At 62.0% G+C, this 18,794-nt stretch carries 14 protein-coding genes; 5 read left to right on the top strand and 9 right to left on the bottom strand.

The features are described from left to right. Positions 1-36: 36 nt before the first annotated feature. The 4 genes from PPGU16_RS12580 to PPGU16_RS12565 all read right to left on the bottom strand — a co-directional run bounded on the left by PPGU16_RS12580 (position 37) and on the right by PPGU16_RS12565 (position 4,277). Positions 37-1,200 (bottom strand): acyltransferase family protein, encoded by a 1,164-nt coding sequence (locus PPGU16_RS12580; RefSeq protein ID WP_180720273.1) that lies wholly within the window; start codon positions 1,198-1,200, stop codon positions 37-39. Between the two features lie 150 nt (positions 1,201-1,350). Beyond that, positions 1,351-2,397, bottom strand: a complete 1,047-nt coding sequence (locus PPGU16_RS12575) for a methyltransferase domain-containing protein (RefSeq protein ID WP_180720272.1) — start codon at positions 2,395-2,397, stop codon at positions 1,351-1,353. Positions 2,398-2,783: 386 nt separating this feature from the next. Continuing rightward, positions 2,784-3,074, bottom strand: a complete 291-nt coding sequence (locus PPGU16_RS12570; protein ID WP_180720271.1) for a hypothetical protein — start codon at positions 3,072-3,074, stop codon at positions 2,784-2,786. 102 nt (positions 3,075-3,176) lie between these two features. Next, on the bottom strand, positions 3,177-4,277 hold the full coding sequence (locus tag PPGU16_RS12565) for an MraY family glycosyltransferase (RefSeq protein ID WP_180720270.1): 1,101 nt from the start codon (positions 4,275-4,277) through the stop codon (positions 3,177-3,179). Positions 4,278-4,486: 209 nt separating this feature from the next. On the opposite strand from PPGU16_RS12565, the gene PPGU16_RS12560 reads away from it, so the two are divergent. Further along, positions 4,487-6,055 carry a methyl-accepting chemotaxis protein gene (locus PPGU16_RS12560; protein ID WP_180720269.1) on the top strand — a complete coding sequence of 523 codons (1,569 nt, stop codon included), beginning with the start codon at positions 4,487-4,489 and terminating at the stop codon, positions 6,053-6,055. 5 nt (positions 6,056-6,060) lie between these two features. On the opposite strand, the gene PPGU16_RS12555 is transcribed toward PPGU16_RS12560, so the two are convergent. From PPGU16_RS12555 to PPGU16_RS12535, 5 genes are all read right to left on the bottom strand, one after another. Continuing rightward, on the bottom strand, positions 6,061-7,602 hold the full coding sequence (locus PPGU16_RS12555) for a mannose-1-phosphate guanylyltransferase/mannose-6-phosphate isomerase (RefSeq protein WP_180720268.1): 1,542 nt from the start codon (positions 7,600-7,602) through the stop codon (positions 6,061-6,063). A gap of 228 nt (positions 7,603-7,830) precedes the next feature. Beyond that, positions 7,831-8,853 carry a UDP-glucose 4-epimerase GalE gene (gene galE, locus PPGU16_RS12550; protein ID WP_180720267.1) on the bottom strand — a complete coding sequence of 341 codons (1,023 nt, stop codon included), beginning with the start codon at positions 8,851-8,853 and terminating at the stop codon, positions 7,831-7,833. 12 nt (positions 8,854-8,865) lie between these two features. Next, positions 8,866-10,026, bottom strand: a complete 1,161-nt coding sequence (locus PPGU16_RS12545) for a glycosyltransferase family 4 protein (RefSeq protein ID WP_180720266.1) — start codon at positions 10,024-10,026, stop codon at positions 8,866-8,868. A 30-nt stretch (positions 10,027-10,056) separates the two neighbouring features. Then, positions 10,057-10,896, bottom strand: coding sequence for a glycosyltransferase (locus PPGU16_RS12540; RefSeq protein ID WP_180720265.1), 840 nt, complete (start codon positions 10,894-10,896; stop codon positions 10,057-10,059). Next, positions 10,893-12,155: an oligosaccharide flippase family protein gene (locus tag PPGU16_RS12535; protein WP_180720264.1), complete on the bottom strand. Its 1,263-nt coding sequence runs from the start codon at positions 12,153-12,155 to the stop codon at positions 10,893-10,895. The genes PPGU16_RS12540 and PPGU16_RS12535 overlap by 4 nt, the downstream gene beginning before the upstream one ends. Before the next feature lie 246 nt (positions 12,156-12,401). On the opposite strand from PPGU16_RS12535, the gene PPGU16_RS12530 reads away from it, so the two are divergent. The 4 genes from PPGU16_RS12530 (at position 12,402) to waaA (ending at position 18,185) form a co-directional block, all read left to right on the top strand. Next, positions 12,402-13,796: a phosphomannomutase/phosphoglucomutase gene (locus tag PPGU16_RS12530; protein WP_180720263.1), complete on the top strand. Its 1,395-nt coding sequence runs from the start codon at positions 12,402-12,404 to the stop codon at positions 13,794-13,796. Between the two features lie 986 nt (positions 13,797-14,782). Continuing rightward, positions 14,783-15,724 carry a lipopolysaccharide heptosyltransferase I gene (gene waaC, locus PPGU16_RS12525; protein WP_243460594.1) on the top strand — a complete coding sequence of 314 codons (942 nt, stop codon included), beginning with the start codon at positions 14,783-14,785 and terminating at the stop codon, positions 15,722-15,724. Positions 15,725-15,907: 183 nt separating this feature from the next. After that, a complete protein-coding gene (gene kdoO / locus PPGU16_RS12520; RefSeq protein ID WP_180720261.1) occupies positions 15,908-16,792 on the top strand; it encodes a Kdo hydroxylase KdoO in 885 nt (294 codons plus the stop codon). Positions 16,793-16,883: 91 nt separating this feature from the next. Further along, positions 16,884-18,185, top strand: coding sequence for a lipid IV(A) 3-deoxy-D-manno-octulosonic acid transferase (waaA, locus tag PPGU16_RS12515; protein WP_180720260.1), 1,302 nt, complete (start codon positions 16,884-16,886; stop codon positions 18,183-18,185). Positions 18,186-18,794 lie beyond the last annotated feature (609 nt).

Below are 18,794 nucleotides of genomic sequence, written 5' to 3'. Positions count from 1 at the left end.
TGCTGGATCCAGGCTTTTCTGGCCTGTGGGTACAGTCTATCGTGCCATCGCTGGCTCCCGCGACGACTTATTTGGACGTTCATCAGTGATTCTGCGGCCATACCGGCGCAAAGGTGTCTCGACGATCCGATAGTTCAGTTCGGCCACCGTGAATACTGTGGCAAACGTTGCTATGGTCAACCACAGATGAAATGGCTCGTTTGGAAGCGGTGTTCGATACGATTCCGGGTTGGACGAGAACCGGAATCCGAGCTCATTGACAAACCAGGCCACGGGCATGTGAAGAAGGTAAATTGAAAACGAACGTGTACCGATCCAGAGGAAAGGGCGCGTTAATTTCGATGTTCCAAACAGGAACTGGCGGTTGTACGAGGCGAGAAAGACCAAAGCGCAACTTACGACCGCAATACCTGCCGTGGCGACAGAAATACCGCTGGCGGGAACTGCCATGAGAGCGGCAATCAGAATGGCGCTAACCGGTAGGCGGAAGCGCCTCAGATTCTCCAGCAGATCGCCGGCGCGGGTATAAAGCCGGGTGGTCGACAAGTAGGCAAGCGACGCGCCAAGTAACATCGCGTCCGTACGGAAGAACCACAGAATCCCGCCGAACGTTCGGTCCCAGGGAATCCGTTGAAACGGCATCTGGAACAAAATAAGGGCGACGACGATGCAGCCGACTACGCGCGACGGCAGTAGCAGGACCAAGGGAAGAAGCAAATAGAACTGCTCTTCCAGGGAGAGGCTCCAGTACACGGCGTTAGGGCCACAACTGCCGTGTCCAAAAATACATCCCAACATGTGGATATTGGCGTAGTTCAGCAACGCCGCCCGTGCATCGCCTAGATTTGCGCGGAGATCGCCAAAGCCCCCTGCATCATTGAACAACCACGAACCCAGAAGGCCGAGCGCTACCCACAGCCACAGCGTCGGCACAATGCGAAAAAAGCGTCGTACCCAGAATTTCCACGTCTGGTCCCAATGTTCTGAAAACGTCTTTGCTGTGCCCGAACGCACAAGACTCTTGCAGATCACAAAGCCGGAGACGCAAAAAAACAGGTCGACCCCTCCCCAGAACGGCGGATGCCGGTTGATTTCCATCCAAAGCGCCTTTGAAGGGAAAAACAGGTGTCCGAGGTGCTGTGCAAGCGTGAGCAGAATCGCGACTGCTCGTAGTATTTCGATTTCCTCGATTTTCTTCATGTGGGGCTGGTCATTGCGCCAGCGCGAGCTCGTCGCGGCTGGTCGGGGCAAGCATGGATAATAGCCTGCAATGATAGCAGCCTCTGAATCTTCGCCTGGCTGGCGAAACAGCCAAGGACAGCCAGCTGCGTACGGGGTGTGCTGAGTGGCTCAACCCGCGAAAATTGATTTCATGGCGCGCAGCGGCGAAGTCAGTCGCCAGCTGTTGGAGCGTCGGATCGCATCCACCTCCAACTTCAGACGTGCAACTTCCGCGGTCAGCGATTCGCGAGACGGTTCGTCCTGGGCCACGCGCGGAACTCCCACGCGAGGAACTCCGTCCAGCATTTCGGCTCGGTGCGCCATCTCGTAGGCACCCTGTTTCAGAAGGACAAGCCGATGCGCGGTAAGCTCGCTAGCGCTCAGCGACAGGGGGTCTGTCGTTTTTGTCATTGAAACGAGGAATTCGCCTGCCGGGCCGCGTTGCGACGACGCAATGTGCAGGTCCAACAGTCCGAGCGCTCTGAGTTCGAGCATGACGAGTTCAAAAGTCGACGGTGTGAAATACCAGGTGTGGACATCTGCGTACGGGGCAGTCGGGCTCGGATCGTGAGTGTTGTACCGATCCAATGCATGATGCACGTTCGAAAGAAGGCCAATATGCGTTGCGTCGACGAACTCATTCGGGATTCCCCGATTGATAATGCCTGTCGAGGTATACGCCGCCATCCGAAAAAACGCATTTTTGGTGTGCCTGGTTCGACCTTCGCGATGAGCGTCGATTAAATCCGCAGTGGTGCTCCACGGCATGAAGAAGTCGAAGCAGTAACGCAAATCCGGAACGGCCAGGGAGATAACGCCGCCTGGTTTTAATACGGTTTGAAAGTCTCTGAGTGTCCCTAACAAATCGGGGAAGTGTTCGATAACGTGACTCGCAACAATGTAATCGAAGCTTCCGACGGTATGGCCATTGCGCTGCAATGCTTCGCTAAGCCGTCCGGAGTTCCACACCACGTCGACTTCCTGCACGGAATCGACGGTTGCGTTGACATCGTGTGCATAGACCCTTAGCAACCCTTGCTTGGTGTCGTGATCGACCGAGATAACGTTCCAGCCATCGGCCTTGGGTACAGTAGGCCTGTAAAACGCGCCTATCTCGATCCCGAGCATTTCTTTATGAAGATACTGCTGCAGGATTCCCTCGCGTCCGGCGGTCATATGTGTCTCTCGTGCAGTTATTGTCCTTGGCCGAAGGCTATCACAAATTAGTTACAGCTAATAATTACGAAAGGTAGATCGTTTGCGAAACGCAAGCTGTTCGGTTTTATCCTGTTAGCAGGCGCCGAGAATTCGCCCGATTTTCAAAGGCTTTGGGTAATCGATGTGCGAAGCCGCTCGGCGATTGTCGAAGACCGTGCTGTGTGGACTCGCTGAAGCGGAAAAGTGGAAAAAGGCGACGGGGCACCTAGTCTGAAAGACGTGTTTTTAACGCCGACTTGATATGACCGATAGCAGACGGTGAAGTGAATGGGAGGGAGCGCTGGCTCGACTTTGACTAGACCGTAGGGATCGGGATCTTAGCGAGCAATGACACGGTGTCACCCTCAAAACCCACCCCGACAAGGATCCGGCACCCCTCCATTCGAATGCCCGACCTTCGACATTGCAACCGTCGCGACGGCCGTACCCAGCAGCTTCAGCGCGATATCCACCGCGTCGGGGTCGTCCTGCTTGTCGATCCGTCGCTTCGAATAGGCAGTGCATTCCGGCGTGGAGCTAGAAGCATCGACATGCGTCGCGCTCCATTTGACGTTGTCGATCACAACTGCATTGGCGAAGGCGAACTGAGCGGCGGCGAGCGCGCATAGCGCAACAGCGATCCGGCTTATGCTCATGGCGCTCTCCCGCGTCCAGAAGGAGCACCGCCTCGTCAGAGCGTGTCGCGGTGCGCTATCTGATATTAAAGAGACCTTGCGCGCGCACCATTGGGGATTTCATCAGGAATGCCGTCTTTTTCTGACCACCAGCCAGCGAGGCGACTTGAAGCGCACGATGCTGACATAAAGCCACACATAGGTCAGCGCGAACACGATGACGAAGCAGAACAGATGCAGCGTATGTCGCCAGAACAGCGTTGCGGGAACCACCGCAATCAGGCACAGCAGCCACAGATAAGGCGACGTCAGCGAATTCCGCCGCGTGAGTTCACGCGCCGTCCTCGCGCCCACCGCCCAGCGCATCAGCCGCTTGTAGACCAGCATATGCAGATGCACGCCATCGGGAATGCCAGGCGACATCCCGCGAATGAACTTCTTCCGATAGATCGAGAAGCACGTCTCGAAGATCGGATACATGAAGAGCAGCACCGGGTACCACGCCGACACATCGCGGTTGCGCATCACAAGCATGATCGACAGTTCGCCGAGCATGAAGCCGATAAAGTACGCGCCACCGTCGCCGAGAAAAATCAGCCCGGCCGGGAAGTTCCAGATGAAGAAGCCCATCACCGCGCCCATCATGATGAGCGACGCTGACAGCACGATCGGGTCGTGCACCTGAAACGCGACATACGCGAGCGACGCGAACATCATGAAGGCGACCATCGACGCGAGCCCATTGAAGCCGTCGATGATATTGATCGCATTGGCGAGCGCCGCGACGGCCAGCACGGTCACCGCGCAGGAAATGGCCGCATAGGAAAGCAGGAAATCGAGGGGCGGCACGCTGATGCGTGTGACGGCGATTCCCAATACGAAATAAGCGAGCGCCGCCGCGATCATCGTGCAGATCAGCCGGGCCAGAGGCGACACCTTCTTTGTCAGGTCTTCGATCAGTCCCGAAGCAAACGCGGGCAAGCCACACGCGACAATGCCGAGAATGCCCGCCGAAACGGCCGGATACGCGCCATACAGCTGGATTGCCGAAGCGACCAGACCGACCAGAATCCCCGTCCCGCCGATCCGCGGCACGGGCCGCGCGTGGAATTTCTGCACGCCAGCAAGATCGTTGTCCGCAAACGTTTCATGCAGATGCGCATACCGCACGATCACGAGGGTGATCAGTAGTGAAACGATGAAGCCGAGCGCGAAACTGAGCATGAAGTGGAGGCCGGAAAAGCAAACGGTGGATTATACAAATGAAACGCAGCGGGCCCGGACGGGTTGACCGTGCGCCCGTTTTGCTACGAATGTCCCGCCATCCCACATGCTACGTCATGGATTCTCCCTATTCGGAGTCCGTCCCGTATTGCCGATAGCCATCGATGGGGCTGCCATCCCGGCTGGCCGACAGCACGTCACGGACACTCATGCTCAAGAACATCACCATCCGGCAAGGACTGACGCTCGTCATCGGCATCTTCGCGGCCTTTCTGCTGATCGTGATCGGCGTCGGTTGGGGCGCGCTGAAGTTCACCAACGATGGCCTGCAGAACGTGCAGCAGTCATCGGCGGCGATGAATGCGCTGACGTCGAGCTCGGAAAAGCTCCTGCAGGTGCGTCTGTCGCTCGGTAGCTACGAGACGCTCTTCAGCGTCGGCAAGGACACGGACGGACTGCTCGCCGCCGCGCACAAGCTGCTCGAGTCGTCGAACGAGGATTTCCGCGTCTACATGGCGGGCCCGTTCGGCAGCGACGAAGAGAGCAAGCTCGCGCAAACCGTTGCGCAGGCGCGCGCCGCGCTCGTCAATCAGGCGATCGAGCCGGAGCACAAGGCGCTCGTCGACAACGACTTCAACACGTTCCGCACGATCCAGGGCGAGACGGCGGACCGTTTCTACGGCGTCTACGCCAAGGCGATCGACGCGCTCAAGCGCGCGCAGGCCGACAACCGGCAGCGCGAGGCCAGTCAACTGAGCCAGCGATTCACTATTTCGACGGGCCTGTTCATCGCGATCGGCGTGGCCGCCGTCGTAGTTGGCGGGCTGGCGCGCGCAGGGTTGTCGTCCGCCGTCGTAAAGCCGGTGAACCAGACGATCCGCCACTTCCGCAGCATGGCCGAAGGCGACCTGACGACCTCCGTCAAGGTGCGCTCGCGCAACGAGATGGGCCAGCTGCTGCAGGCGCTTTCGCAGATGCGCGACGGCCTCGTCGACACGGTGTCGAAAGTGCGCGGCAGCACGCATTCGATCACGCTCGGCGCGAACGAAATCGCCGCCGGCAATGCGGACCTGTCGAGCCGTACCGAACAGCAGGCCGCTGCGCTTCAGGAGACGGCGGCGAGCATGGAAGAGCTGTCGGCGACCGTCAAGCAGAACACCGACAACGCGAAGCTCGCGAGCCGTCTTGCGCAGGGCGCGCTGGACACGGTGGTGCGCGGCAGCGACGTGGTCGCGCGCGTGACGCAGACGATGGACGGCATCACCGCATCGTCGCGCAAGGTCGGAGAGATCATCGGCATCATCGAAGGTATCGCGTTTCAGACCAACATCCTCGCGCTGAACGCGGCTGTCGAGGCGGCGCGCGCGGGCGAGCAGGGGCGCGGCTTTGCCGTCGTCGCTTCAGAAGTGCGGGCGCTCGCGCAGCGCTCGGGCGCTGCGGCGAAGGAAATTCGCGAGCTGATCGGCGATTCGACGGCTCAGGTTGCGCAGGGCGCGACGCTCGTCGCCGACGCGCGCAAGACGATGGAGGAAGCGATGAACTCCGTGCAGCGCGTGACGGGCATCATGACGGAGATCGAAGGCGCCGCGCACGAGCAGAGCGACGGCATCGAGCAGATCAACAAGGCGATTGGCCAGATCGACGAAGTGACGCAGCAGAACGCGGCGCTCGTCGAGCAGGCCGCGGCCGCTGCGAAGACGCTCGAAGCGCAGGCAGTGGTGCTGCGCGAGGCGGTCGCGGTGTTCCGCCTCGAAGCGGGCGCGAGCGTCGCCGCCTAGAACGCTCAGGTACCCGTGCGCCCATACTGATCATCAAACCGCACGATATCGTCCTCACCGAGATAGCAGCCCGACTGCACCTCGATGATCTCGAGCGGCGTCTTGCCTGGATTCTCCAGTCGGTGCAGCGTACCCAGCGAGATATACGTGGACTGGTTCTCGGTCAGCAGGAACGTTTCATCGCCGCGCGTCACGCGCGCGGTGCCGCGCACGACGATCCAGTGTTCCGCGCGATGATGATGCATCTGCAGCGATAGCCGCCCGCCCGGCTTCACGACGATGCGCTTGACCTGGAAGCGTTCGCCGTGATCGATCGAGTCGTAGCAGCCCCACGGCCGCTCCACCTTTCGATGCACCTTCGCTTCCGTATTCTTCGCCTTGTTCAGGCGGTTCACGATCGCCTTGACGTCCTGCACGCGGTCTTTCGCGGCGACGAGCACGGCGTCGGCCGTTTCGACCACCACGACGCCCGTCACACCGACGCACGCGACCAGCCGTCCTTCCGAATGCGCATACGTGTCGGTCGCGCCTTCGAGCAGCACGCGGCCGCGCGCGACGTTGCCAGCGGCGTCCTTTGCGCTGATGTTCCAGACGGCATCCCACGCGCCGACATCGGACCAGCCGGCCTTCAGCGGCACGATGATGCCCATCAGCTTCGGATCGTCGCCGATGTGCTCCATCACCGCGTAGTCAATCGAATCGCTCGGACAGGCCGCGAAGGCGGCGCGATCGAGCTGCAGCGAACCGTCGCTCGCGACGCTGGCACGCTCGTACGATGCGCGGCACGCAGCGGCGATTTCCGGCCGGCACGCCGTGATCGCCGCGAGCCACACCGACGCGCGCATCACGAACACACCGCTGTTCCACCAGTATTCGCCCGACGCGACGTACTGTTCCGCCGTTTCCTGCGCGGGCTTTTCGACGAAGCGTTCGATGCTGCGGGCGCCGCGCCCATCTGCGGGCAAGCCTGTCTTGATGTAGCCGTAGCCCGTTTCGGCGCGCTCGGGCGGCACGCCCAGCGTGACGATCGCGTCGCGCAGCGCATGCTGGATGGCCTGCTGCAGCGTGTCGACGAAGGCGGCGTCGTCGGTGATCAGATGATCGGCGGGCATCACGACGAGAATCGGGTCTTCGCCGTGCGGCGCGTCTGCGAGCGCGGTGAGCGCGGCGATCGTCAACGCGGGCGCTGTGTTGCGCGGCGCCGGCTCCAGCACGACGCGGGATTCGCACGCGCAACGCTCGAGCCGCTCCCGGGTCGGCAGCTTCAGTTCTTCGCTGCAGACGACGAGCGTCGGCTGCGTCCTGACGATATGCGGCGCGGGATGCTCGTGTGTCGGTGCGCGCAAACCCTGGGTTCGGCGCAGCGTCGCTTCCAGCAGCGATTCTTCGCCCGTCAGCCCGATCAGCTGTTTCGGGCATTGCTCGCGCGACAGCGGCCACAGGCGCGTCCCGGAGCCGCCCGCCAGCACGACGGGCTGGATGACGCAGGCAAGGTGAGTTTCATGATCGAGGATTTCCTGCGCGGCCGCTTCTGCAATGACGTTCATCGTGCCTCCCGTGACGCCGGGTCGGTGTGAACGACGCAGCGCCAGTGTATGAGCGCTCATTGAAGCAGCGGACGGGACGCGTTTCTGTGCGTCGGAGCACAGAAATGAGGAAGGGGGATTGGCCCATGTGGGCCGTATGGCCGGGGTGGGCCCCGTCCGGGCAGCCCGTACAGCAGGCGGAGAGCGCATGCATCGCATGCGCATCCCGCCCGTTTTGTGCGGAAGACCTTATTCGAATCCGCGCGGATTCTGCGCCTGCCAGCGCCAATGGTCGGCGCACATGCGCTCGATGCCGTATTGCGCCTGCCAGCCGATCACCTCGAGCGCCTTCGCGGGATTCGCGAAGCACTGCGCGACGTCGCCGGGGCGGCGCGCGACGATTTCATACGGCACGGGCTTGCCCGACGCCTTCTCGAACGCCTTCACCACGTCGATCACGCTATAGCCCTGACCCGTGCCGAGATTCACGACGAAGCTCGCATCGTGCCTGACGAGCGCATCGAGCGCCGCGATATGCCCGCGCGCCAGATCGACGACGTGGATGTAATCGCGCACGCCCGTGCCGTCCGGCGTGTCGTAGTCGCCGCCGAACACGCGCAGCTTTTCCAGCTTGCCGACGGCGACCTGCGCGACGTACGGCATCAGGTTGTTCGGCACGCCGCCCGGATCCTCGCCGATCAGGCCGCTTTCATGCGCGCCGACCGGGTTGAAGTAGCGCAGCGTCGCAATACGCCACGATGCATCGGAGACTTCGAGATCGCGCAGGATCTGTTCGGCGATCAGCTTGCTCTGGCCGTACGGGTTGGTGGCCGAGAGCGGGAACGATTCGTCGATGGGCGAGCTCTTCGGCACGCCATACACGGTCGCCGACGAGCTGAACACGAACTGCTTCACATTGCGTGCGCGCATCACGTCGAGCAGCACGAGCAGGCCGTCCATGTTGTTGCGGTAGTACTCGATGGGCTTCGCCACCGATTCGCCCACCGCCTTCAATGCAGCAAAGTGAATCGCGCCCGTGATGGGGTGCTTGTCGAAGATCGTGTTGAGGACGGCCTCGTCGCGCACATCCGCTTCATAGAACGCGACCTTCTTGCCCGTGATCTTCTCGACGCGTGCAATCGACTCGCGCTTGCTGTTCACGAGATTGTCGATCACGACCACGTCGTAGTCGCTGTTGAGCAGTTCCACGCACGTGTGCGAACCGATAAAGCCTGCACCGCCCGTTACCAGAATCGTGCCCTTCGTGGTCATGCTGAGCTCCCTTTAGAGTGATATGCCTGTCAACTGCAGGATCAGGCTTTTATACCGTTCGACGACAACCCGTTCGTCAAATTCCCGTGCGACTTTCTCGCGGCCGCGCTCGCCCATCGCGCGACGTTCGTCGTCGCTCATGTCGAGCATCTGCGCGAGCTTCGCCGCGAGGCTGTCCACATTACGCGCCTCGCATAACAAGCCGTTGACACCGTCCGCGACGACTTCGCGGCAGCCCGGCACGTCGGTGGCGACGATGGGCCGTCCCATCGCCGATGCTTCCATCAGCGTGCGCGGCACGCCTTCGCGATACGAAGGCAGCACGACGCAATCGGCGGCGGCGATCAGCGGGCGCACGTCGTGCGCTTCGCCCAGATAGTCGATCACGCCTTCGCGCACCCAGGTATCGACTTCGGCCTGCGAAATCGCGCTGGGATTATCGACGCCAACGGGCCCCAGCAACTGGAAGCGCGCATGCGGATATTTCGCGCGCAACTGCCGTGCTGCTTCGACATATTCGCCCACGCCTTTATCCCACAACAGGCGGCCGATTAATACAAAAGAAAATGCATCCTGCCTATTTTCATGCCGATGCAATGGCGTGAAAGAAAATTGCTCGAGATCCACGCCTTCGCCATGCAGCAGGCGCGCGCGCTCGGGATGCGCAAGCAATTGCTGGTCGCGAAACGCCGCTTCATCGTCCTTATTCAGAAACCATATTTCGCGCGGAAAACGGAATGCAAAACGGTACATCAGCTTGGCGATTTGCGCCGCGCGGCTCTTCTGGATGAAAACATAGCCGAGGCCCGTCGTGACGGCAACCGAATCGACGCCTGCCAGCTTCGCCGCAATCGTTCCGTAGATATTCGGCTTGATCGTGTAGTGAAACACGACATGCGGCCGGATCTCGCGATACAGCCGGTACAGCGACCACAGCGTGCGCAGATCGTCGCGCGGATTCGTGCCTTTCGATGCCACATGCAACTCGATGCAGCGGCAGCCCATCTGCTGAAGCAGATCGAAGGTGCGGTCGCGCGGCGCGATCACCGTGACGTCGACGCCACGCGCGACGAGCGTGCGTATCAGCCCTTGCCGGTACGTATAGATCGCAAACGCGGTGTTGCAGACGAGCGTGATGCGCAGCGCGCTGGCGGGTTCGATGGGTTGCTTCATGCTTGCGTTGCAGATTGGATCGGGCGGGTTTTAGAGGCTGGCGCGCGGCGCATAGAGCCGTTTCTTTACGCGCTGAAGTGTCTGGTAAGGCGTGACGAAGTGCAGCAGGTTCTTCGCAAGGCCTAGCCAGTCGTATGGATTCAGTGCGTTGAAGTAGCGCATCTGCAAACGCAGCGTCGAGACGATCTGGCGGCGCCGCTTCGTCGCGCTGATGCCGCCTTCGTTCAGCTCGTAATACAGCCCGACTTCAGGCAGGTTCGCGCAGTCGTAACGCGCCATCAGGCGCAGGAACAGATCGAGATCTTCGGCCGCCTTGTAAGCCTCGCGATAGTTGCCCACGGCGAGCACGGCGTCGATACGCAGCATCATCGACGGATGCACGAAACACGCGCGCAGGAAGCGCACGCGGCGGATCGTGCGCGGCTCGGCGGGTGTCGTCAGCATGAAGAGCGGCTGGCCGTCGCGCGACACCACCTGCGTCCACATCCCGAGCCCCCCGACCAGCGGATTCGCTTCGAGATACGCGCGCTGCCGCGCAAGCCGCTGCGGCACGGTCAGATCGCCCGCATCGATGCGCGCCGCGTAGCGAAAGCCGCGCGCCGCGAGCGCTTCGATGCCCGCCTGCAACGCGCGTTCGATGCCGCCGTTCTTCGGCATGCGCAGCACGTCTATCGACATGTTGGGCAGCGCAGGCGCGACGATGGGCGGCGTGCTGCCGTCGTCGACGATCAGCACGTGAATGCGCGCATCCTCGCTGAACGATGCCAGCGTGCGTTCGACGTCTGCCTGGCCGTTATAGGCGGGCATCAGCACGGCGACGTCGTCGAGCGGCACAGTGCCCACGGGCGGTGTGAATGAAGAAGACGTCATGGACGCAGCTTGTAACGGATGTAATAAAAATTGACGGACGCCGCGGCCAGATAGCCGATCGCAAGGCCGATCAGCGCGCCGTACGCGCCGAAACGCGGAATCGCCAGCAGATTGACGATGCACGCGACGGCGAGCGCCAGCAGCCACTTCGACAGCAACACGAACTTCGCCTGATACTTCAGGACCACCAGGTTGCCGATCGCCTCGATGCCGGCGGGAACGGATAGCCACACGGCCCAGCGGAAGATATCGACGGCTTCTTCGAAATCCGGCCCGAACACGCGGCGGATGATGAAGCCCGCGAGCAGATCCAGCACGAACGCGCCAGCGATCATCAGAACCGCCGTCATCGCCGTGAGCCGCCACATGTTGCGACGCAGCTGTGTGGCGTCCTGGACGCGGTAGACGAAGGCGGGCGCAAGCGTTTGCGCCAGCATCAGCGCCAGCGTGATCCAGTTCTCGTTCAGCTGTTGCGCGGCCGAATAGCGGCCCAGGTCGGCGAAGGAGATCGCGCGTTCCAGCATCAGGCGGTCGAGCTTCAGGAACAGGTACATGCAGATCAGCCCGAGCCAGAACACGGTGCCCGCCGTCGCAAAATGGCGGAACAGCGCGCGGTCCAAGCGCCAGCCCAGCTTGCCGCCATGCCTTTGCATGAAATACACGACCAGTACGGCGCCGATCACGGCCGATTCGAGCGCCCACAGCCAGCCGAAACGCGACGGCGCCGCGGCCGCGCGCACCAGCAGCCAGACCAGCAGGGCCTTCGCGATAGCCGTCGTCATGCTGGTGAGCAACTGCGGCTTGCTGTAAGTCATGCTTTGCAGCCACGCGTTGATCACGCCGACGAACGGCTCGCGAAACAGCATCGTGACGGCCAGCCCGGCGAGCATCGCGCCGACCATGGGATCGGTGACGCCGGCGGCAATGCCTGCCCAGGTCAGCAACAGCGCGACGGCCGACACCGCGAGCCGCAACGCGAACGCGCTGCCGAGCACGGTGCCGAGTTGTTCAGGCGGACGATGTACGATGGTCGGCACGAGAATCTCCGCGCCGCACACCCATGTAATCGGCGACAGGACGAGCAAAAGTGTATTGGCGTATTGCCATTTGCCGAACACGTCCGGGCCGAAGTAGCGCGCCAGCACGCCGCTGATCGCGATCGCCACGCCGATCTGTGTGAGGCGCTCCAGGCCAAGCCAGACAAGGTTTGCGACAGCGCGCGTGACGTCGGGATTCGTAAAACGCTTAAGCGCGGGCATCCGCATGGCAACCGTTTGCTGTCTGCGGGCACGGGAGGTGCATGTAGTCTGTAAATTGGCGTGCCCTACCGAACGAACGATGCGGCAACTTTGTGAGCCCGGGGCATCTAAGCATTAGAATGGTGCCAGTAAGGCGACGCTGAAAAGCGCAATTATAAGTTGTATCCGGACCGCTTCCGGCAAGGCACAGTGCCATGACCACGCTGTGTCAACCAAATTTTCCATTGCACGTAAGTGAGCCAATCCATGATCTCGCAATCCATATTCAAGGCATATGACATCCGCGGAGTGATCGGCAAGACGCTCGACGCCGAAACCGCGCGTTCGATCGGTCGCGCATTCGGCAGCGAAGTGCGCGCGCAGGGCGGCGATGCCGTCGTGGTCGCGCGCGACGGCCGGCTCTCGGGTCCCGAACTGATTCAGGCGCTGTCGGACGGCCTGCGCGCGGCGGGTGTCGACGTGGTCAACGTCGGCATGGTGCCGACGCCCGTTGGTTACTTTGCGGCCAGCGTGCCGCTCAAGCTCGACGGCGGCGAACGCCGCGTCGATTCCTGCATCGTCGTCACGGGCAGCCACAATCCGCCCGACTACAACGGCTTCAAGATGGTGCTGCGCGGCGCGGCCATCTACGGCGAGCAGATTCAGGGCTTGTACAAGCGCATCACAGAAAACCGTTTTGAAAGCGGCAGCGGCAGTTATCAGGACTACGACATCGCCGATGCGTATCTCGAGCGCATCACGAGCGACATCAAGCTTGCGCGTCCGCTGAAGATCGTCGTCGATACGGGCAACGGCGTCGCGGGCGGTCTTGCGCCGCGTCTGTTCAAGGCGCTGGGCTGCGAGCTGGTCGAGTTGTTCACGGAGATCGACGGTAACTTCCCGAATCACCACCCGGACCCGGCGCACCCTGAAAACCTGCAGGACGTGATCCGCGCGCTGAAGGAAACGGACGCCGAGATCGGCTTCGCATTCGACGGCGACGGCGACCGTCTGGGCGTGGTCACGAAAGATGGCCAGATCATCTATCCGGATCGCCAGCTGATGCTGTTTGCCGAAGAAGTGCTGTCGCGCAACAAGGGCGCCCAGATCATCTATGACGTCAAGTGCACGCGCAATCTGGCGACGTGGGTGAAGGCGAAGGGCGGCGAACCGTTGATGTGGAAGACGGGGCACTCGCTCGTGAAGGCAAAGCTGCGGGAGACGGGTGCACCGCTGGCGGGTGAGATGAGCGGCCACGTGTTCTTCAAGGACCGCTGGTATGGGTTTGATGATGGCCTTTATACCGGCGCGCGGTTGCTGGAAATTCTTGCGAAGGTGGCGGATCCGAGCAAGCTGCTCAATGACTTGCCGAATTCGCATTCGACGCCTGAATTGCAGTTGAAGCTTCAGGAAGGTGAGAATTTTGAACTGATCGCCCGGTTGCAGAAGAGTGCGACGTTTCCTGACGCCGATCAGGTTGTGACGATTGACGGCTTGCGTGTCGAGTATCCGGATGGGTTTGGGCTTGCCCGGTCTTCTAATACGACTCCCGTCGTTGTTATGCGGTTTGAGGCTGACAATGATGTTGCTCTCAAGCGGATTCAGGAGGATTTTCGGCGGGTGATTCTGGCGGAGAAGGCTGACGCTGAGTTGCCGTTCTGAGGGTTTTTTTTGTCTGCGACGCTGGGGTGGTTTTTTGCCTCTGCGTCGTGGGGTTGCTTTGGTCGGTGTTTTTGGGGTTTTCGCTGGCGTCCGCGTGATGTTATTGGTCTGCTAGCGTCGCCCCTGTGCGGGGCGGCACCTACTTTTCTTTGCCGCCGCAAAGAAAAGTAGGCAAAAGAAAGCGGCTCACACCGCCAGTGCTAGTTCCTGCCTGAGGGCCCCCAAAGGGTCTTACGCTTCACACGGCAACCACGGGCCCCACGTTCGTTGCCAGCGCGCTTGCAGTGCGCCTCACCCGCCTCACGCTCCCGCACTACAGCACGCCGTGCCAGACCGTCCACCGCCGCCCAGGTGGCAAACTGTGTGTCCTCCCAAGTGGTCCACACGCCTTACTTCGGACCGATAGCGCATGCGCTCCATCTGTAAGAGCGCCAAGCTATACGCCGCGACAACCTACACACAGTTTGCCACCTGGGCGGCAGATACCATTCGCTGCCACATGCCTTTGTACGGGTATTCGAAGCTGGTGAGGCGCTTATTTGGAGCGTTGGCAACGCATGCAAACAAAGATGTTGCCGTGTGAAGGGTGGGGCCGTAGGGGGCCCGTGGATGGGAACACGTGCTGGCGGTGTGAGCCGCTTTCTTTTGCCTACTTTTCTTTGCGGCGGCAAAGAAAAGTAGGTGCCGCCCCGCACAGGGGCGACGCTTGCGAACCAGAAGCAAATCGCGGATGCCAGCGCAAGAACAAAAAAACCAAACCGAGCGCGGGCGTAAAACCAAAAATCAAAATCAAAATCAAAAACCCAACCCCAACGCCCCAGCGTCGCAGACATAAACCAAAAGCAAAACCAAAACCAAAACCAAGTCCGCGCTAAAATTGCGTTCCTTCAAAGCATCCTCACGCCGGGAACCCGGCAACCCCATTCTTGAGCGCGCAAAAGATCCTGATCGTGAGAGTGTCGTCGCTAGGCGACGTCGTCCACAACATGCCCGTCATCGCCGACATCCGCCGCCGCCATCCCGATGCGCAGATCGACTGGCTCGTCGAAGAGAGCTTCGTCAAACTCGTTGAACTGGTCGAAGGCGTCCGCCGCGCTATCCCCGTGTCGCTGCGGCGCTGGCGCAAGCGCATCCTCTCCGTCGACAACTGGCGCGAAATCGGCGCTTTCCGCCGCGCGCTCGCCGCCGAAAACTACGATCTCGTCATCGACTGCCAGGGGCTCATCAAGACCGCGTGGGTCGCGAAGATGGCGCGTGGGCCGCTCGTGGGCCTCGGCAATCGCACGGACGGCGCGGGCTACGAATGGCCCGTGCGCTTCTTCTACGACCGGTCCGTGCCCATCCCGCCGCGCACCCATGTCGTCGAGCGCACGCGGCAACTGGTCGCGGCAGCACTCGGCGACCCGACGCCGCAGCCCACCGACGAGATCGACTTCGGCCTCGACACGCAACGCGCGGCGCTCGCGCTGTCCGAAGCGCAACTGAATCTTCCCGTGCCTTACGTGGTTTTCGTTCACGCCACGTCTCGCGCGGACAAGCAATGGCCCGATGCCGCGTGGATCGAACTGGGTCAGGCGCTGGTGCGGCGCGGCGCGTCGATCGTGCTGCCGTGGGGCAGCGACGCCGAGCGCGCGACGAGCGAGCGTCTCGCCAAAGAGTTCGGCGCGGCCGCCATCGTGCCGCCGAAGCTGTCGCTGCCCGCCGTGGTGGGGCTGATCGAAGGTGCGGCGGCGACGGTCGGAGTTGATACAGGTCTGGTTCACATCGCAGCCGCGCTGAAGCGCCCGACAGTCGAGTTGTACAATTTCGCCACTTCATGGCGTACGGGCGGCTACTGGTCGCCGAACGTCGTGAATCTCGGCACGGCTGGCCAGCCGCCGACGCTGCAGCAGGTCAAGTACGCGCTGGCGGAATTCGGCCTGCTGTGACGCAGTGCGGCAATGGCGGCGCGGACATCGTGCGATGCCGCTAGCCAGCGACGCCAGCGGCCGGTCCACGGCTCCCGAAGCCCATAATCAGGTCTATGCCGGATGCGCGTCGGCTGTCTTGATCCGGCGCCGCCGCCGTCGGCCGCAAGTGCGCCCAGCTTTATCCGCTTTCGAAAGGCGATCATGAACGAATCCCAGATCATCGAAGTACCGAGCGCCGACTGGCACGGCCAGGGCTTGTCGATGCCGCGCGAGACGCTGCTCGCGGGCGTCGAGCGCGGCAAGGTGCTGTATTTTCCGAATCTCGCGTTTGCGATCGAAGGCGGCGAACGCGCGCTGCTCGATCCCGCGCTGGCCGATCCGAATCGCAAGAACATCAGTCTCGAGCCGAATGGCGGCGCGCTGCATGGCGTGCTGGGCGATGCCGTCACGCAGTCGGCCGTGCGCGCGCTGATTGCGCGTTATCAATCGAATGCGCGATCGCTCGTCGACGGGCTGTTTCCCGAGTACAAGGGCAAGCTACGCGTCGCGCCGACCAGCTTGCGGCTGCATCAGGTGGAAACGCGCGAGACGTCGTGGCGCAAGGACGATAGCCGCCTGCACGTCGACGCGTTTCCGTCACGTCCCAACTACGGCGAGCGCATCCTGCGCGTGTTCACGAACATCAATCCGACGGGGGCGCCGCGCGTGTGGCGCGTCGGCGAGCCGTTCGAGGATATGGCGAAGCGGTTCCTGCCGCGCATCAAGCCGCAGATGCCCGGCTCGGCGTGGCTGCTGAATCTGTTGCATGTGACCAAGTCGCCGCGCAGCGAGTACGACCATCTGATGCTGAATCTGCACGACGGCATGAAGGCCGATCTCGAGTACCAGAAGTCGTCGCCGCAAGTGACGATGCCGTTCCCGCCTGGATGCGTGTGGGTGTGCTTCTCGGATCAGACGTCGCATGCGGTGATGTCCGGCCAGTTCATGATGGAGCAGACGTTCTTCCTGCCCGTCAAGTCGATGGCGCAGCCGGAGTGCGCGCCGCTTGGCATTCTCGAACGCCTGAAGGGCAGGGCGCTAGTTTGAGCGGCGCCCTGCTTTTTCCCGCGAATGTAGTGCGAGGCGCTGCACGTGCAGCCGTCTCCATGCCTCTCTCGATGCCGCGCGCGGAGGCCCGATGCTGAGGGTCATCTACAACGCGCTTTGGTGGCTGATCGCGCCGCTGGCGGTGCTGCGTCTTCTGATCCGTTCGCGCAAGGAGCGGGGTTATCGCGAGCATATCGGCGAGCGTTTCGGTTTCACGCGCGGCCGCGTGCCCGAGGACGATACGCCGCTGATCTGGGTGCACGCTGTGTCTGTCGGCGAGACACGCGCTGCGCAACCGCTCATCGAGGCGCTGCTCAAGGCGCGGCCCGACGCGCGCATCCTGCTGACGCACATGACACCGAGCGGCCGCGCAACGGGCGAGCAGATCTTCGGCGATCGTGTCTTGCGTTGCTATCTGCCGTACGACATGCCGCGCGCGGTGCGGCGCTTCCTGAAGGCGTGGCGACCGTCCGTCGGTCTCGTGATGGAAACGGAAGTGTGGCCGACGTTGATCGACGAATGCCGCCGCGCCGACGTGCCGCTCGTGCTGACGAATGCACGAATGTCGGAGCGTTCGTACCGGCGCGCGGCGAAGTTCGGCAGTGCGACGCGCGGCGTGTTCGGCGGGTTTGCACGTGTGCTGGCGCAGAGTCCGTCCGATGCGACGCGGCTCTCTGCGCTTGGCGCGCGCAATGTCGCCGTGCTTGGCAATCTGAAGTTCGACATGAGCACGCCTCCGGAACTCGCGGCGCGCGGGCAGGCGTGGCGTGCCGCCATCGGTACGCGCCCGGTGTGGGTGGCGGCGAGCACGCGCGAGGGCGAAGAGGAACTGGTGTTGCAGGCGTTTGCGGCGCTTGGCATCGACGATGCATTGCTGGTTCTCGTGCCGCGTCATCCGCAGCGGTTCAATGAAGTTGCGGCACTGGTCGAGAAGGAGGGTTTGCGATGCGTTCGTCGTTCCGCGTGGGCGTCCACGGGCGCGGCTGCTGCTGGCGAAATCGTTGTGCCTGATTTGCCGCGTGATGTGAAGGTGCTGCTGGGCGATTCGATGGGCGAGTTAGGTGCTTACTATGCAGCGTCGGATGTGGCGTTTATTGGCGGCAGTCTGCTGCCGTTGGGCGGGCAGAATCTCATCGAGGCATGTGGTGTTGGCGTCCCTGTTTTGATCGGGCCGCATGTGTTCAATTTCACGCAGGCGACGGCGGATGCTGTTGCTGCTGGCGCGTGCGTGCAGGTGAAAGATCCAGCTGACCTGGGCCGCGTGCTGCGCGAGCTTTTTGAGGACAAGGCGCGGCGGGTGGCCATGAGTGGGGCGGCTTCTGCGTTCGCCGCGAGGCATCGGGGGGCGACTGCACGGACGGTCAGTGTGTTGACGACGTTATTGTCAGCCTGAGGCGGCTGGCCGGTGTTTGGGGGTTTTTAGGCCTATGCGGCGCAGACGTTAGTTTTCGTTTGCTCGTGTTTGCGGTGGCATCCGCGTTTTGCCTACGTGCTTCACGCGTCGCCCCTGTGCGGGGCGGCACCTACTTTTCTTTGCCGCCGCAAAGAAAAGTAGGCAAAAGAAAGCGGCTCACACCGCCAGTTCTAGTTCCTGCCTGAGGGCCCCCACAGGTTCTTACGCTTCACACGGCAACCACGTGACCCACGTCCGTTGCCGGCGTCCTTGCGATGCGCCTCACCCGCTTCACGCTCCCGCGGTACAGCACGCCGTGCCAGACAGTCCACTGCCGCCCAGGTGGCAAACTGTGTGTAGGTTGTCGCGTCGTATGGGGTAGCGCTCTTGCAGGCTGGACGCGTGTGCTATCGGTCCGAAGTGAGGCGTATGGAGTATTTGGGCCTACACACAGTTTGCCACCTGGGCGGCACATACCACTCGCTGTCGCTCGTCCGAGTATGGGTATTCGAAGCGGGTGAGGCGTTCATTCGAAGCGTTGGCAACGGGTACCAGCCAGGGCTCTGCCGAATGAAGCATGGGGACGTTGGGGGCCCGTGGATAAGAACA

This window comes from Paraburkholderia largidicola (assembly GCF_013426895.1).
Classification (GTDB): domain Bacteria; phylum Pseudomonadota; class Gammaproteobacteria; order Burkholderiales; family Burkholderiaceae; genus Paraburkholderia; species Paraburkholderia largidicola.
This window is presented reverse-complemented; position numbering and strand designations above follow the sequence as displayed.